General features: G+C 41.4%; 2 protein-coding genes. Both read left to right on the top strand.

The window, feature by feature from the left end; translation table 11 throughout:
* A partial coding sequence (locus Q0X72_RS13610; RefSeq protein WP_297766527.1) for a class I tRNA ligase family protein occupies positions 1-1359 on the top strand: 1359 nt, incomplete at its 5' end.
* Positions 1360-2051: 692 nt separating this feature from the next.
* On the top strand, positions 2052-2569 hold a 518-nt coding region (locus Q0X72_RS13605), incomplete at its 3' end, for a hypothetical protein (protein WP_297766525.1).

Raw genomic sequence — 2569 nt, 5'->3', positions numbered from 1 at the left:
GTGGTTGCCGAAGATCGCGATAGAGCACTGGGATTAGCCAGGACCAAATCAGGTGATTCTCAGTTATCAGCTAAGGATTTAAGGCAAGACGAAGATGTACTGGATACCTGGTTTTCATCATGGTTGTGGCCAATAAGTGTTTTTGGGGGAATCCTTGAACCGGATAATGAAGAATTTGGTTACTACTACCCGACCAGTGATCTGATTACGGCACCGGATATTCTGTTTTTCTGGGTAGCCCGCATGATCATGGCCGGATATGAATTAAAAGGCAAAAGACCATTTGACAATGTTTATCTGACCGGTATCGTAAGGGACAAACAACGCAGGAAAATGTCTAAATCGCTGGGCAATTCTCCTGACGCTTTGGAATTGATTAACCACTATGGTGCGGATAGTGTAAGGGTTGGATTATTACTAAGTTCAGCGGCGGGAAATGACCTTCTTTTTGATGAAGCTCTTTGTCAGCAGGGTAAGAATTTTGCCAATAAGGTATGGAACGCTTTCCGGTTGGTACAGGGTTGGGAAGTCAAGGAAGTACACCAGCCAGAGGCGGCCCGATTGGGCCTTGATTGGTACCGGGCCAAATTGGCAAAAACCTTATTGGATATTGACGATCATTTTAGCAAATACCGAATTTCAGATGCCTTGATGACCGCTTATAAATTCGTTTGGGACGATTTTTGTTCCTGGTTGCTGGAGATTGTGAAACCATCCTATCAACAGCCAATAGATAAGGCCACTTACAAGGACGTTATCGAGTTATTTGAGGCCAATCTTAAATTGTTGCATCCGTTTATGCCTTTCCTCACAGAAGAGATCTGGCAACGGATCAAAGAGCGTAAAAAAGAAGAAGCTTTAATCGTTGCTAAATGGCCAGTATTACCTCTGGAGCATCAGCAGCTGATACCCGAATTTGTCTTCGCCACATCCGTAATATCCAATATCAGAAATATTCGTAAAAAGAAAAATATAGCGAATAAGGATCAATTGGAACTTCTGGTGATTGATAAGGAAAACTTTGATACGCGCTGGAATGTAGTGATAAAGAAGCTGGCCAATCTCAGTAAAATTGAATTTGTCGATAAAGCTGTGGATGGTGCGATCACATTTAGAGCAAAGAGTAATGAGTATTTCGTGCCCTTAGAGGGAACTCTGGATCTCGAAGCAGAAGTAGAAAAGATAAAAGAAGAGTTGAATTATACCAAAGGGTTTCTTCAATCTGTAGAAAAAAAGCTGGCGAACGAGCGCTTTGTTAATAACGCACCGGAACAAGTAGTTACTCTGGAAAAAAAGAAGGCTGCCGATGCAAGGGCAAAAATTGAAACCCTTGAAAGAAGCCTTTCAAGCTTTCGCTAAAGAAAATTACTGTCTTTGCCACTTCATTTAAGGCTTAGCATCACAAACTTATTGTTCATTTAAATTGTCCTCATGAAAAAGAAGACCGTTATTATATTGGCTAATTTTGTGATGCTATTATTCGCCATATAAAGAAACTTTAATTTTGAATGCGGCTTACATTTATAGAGGTTAGAGTATTATTTCCGACAATAGTGCCCTACAGCTGCTATCGCTAAAAAATAATCAGCTAAGCGCTATCGATATATCGAACGTGGCGACCGTAATCCAATTCAAGGTGTTTGCAATCGAAGAAAACCCACTTAGCTGCATCCAGGTAAATTCCGATCAATTGAACGACGTCCCGGATCAGTGGACCAAAGATGCCGAGGATGACTATTCTTTGGATTGCAATTGAGTAAGTAGAAATATTGGTAAAGCACCTGATTTCTAATCGACCTATAGAGGGGATGCGCCAAAGGTTTTAGCATCCGGTTTCCGAATGATCATTTTCGCCAGTAAGGTTAGTTGTGACTTTCTTTTCCACCTGCATTTATAGTAAAGTATTTAGGGGGATTTGTCCGAAAATAGCCCGAATGAGGCTCCAATCAATTATCTACTTGCCCATATCCAGAAAAATTAGTGTGTCTTAATGTCATCGCCCTTTTGAGGATATTGGCCGAGATTGCTATCTTTAGGCAAACACAGAACTTATGAAAATCACTATAGCTACTATAGCACTTTTAGTTTCTTTTGGGGTTGTATCACAGACCAAAACAGATGGGGTCTTACCCAATGATATCCAGATTAAAACCGCAGTTTTACCTGCTCCTCAAGAAGACAAAGATGGAGCCATGGTATATGGCTATGACAAGGATGGTGCTTTGGTAGTTCTGCGAGAAGGCAATAATAACCTGGTTTGTATTGCTGATAATCCTAATAAAGAAGGAATAAGTGTTGCTTGTTATTCAAAAAAACTGGAACCGTTTATGAGCCGGGGAAGAGAATTGTCGGCTCAGGGCCTGGACTTCGATCAGCGTTTTAAAATCAGGGGTGAGGAAGTTGCGTCAGGCAAACTTCAAATGCCGGATACACCGAGCATGATGTATGTATATTTTGGGAAGGACGAGAATTATAACCCGTCTACCGGCGAGCTAAAAGACGCTAAATTCAGGTACGTGATATACACTCCGTTTGCCACTACGGAATCTACCGGACTTCCAGACAAACC

The sequence above is a fragment of the uncultured Muriicola sp. genome (genome assembly GCF_947258935.1).
Taxonomy (GTDB): Bacteria; Bacteroidota; Bacteroidia; order Flavobacteriales; family Flavobacteriaceae; genus Muriicola.
This window is presented reverse-complemented; position numbering and strand designations above follow the sequence as displayed.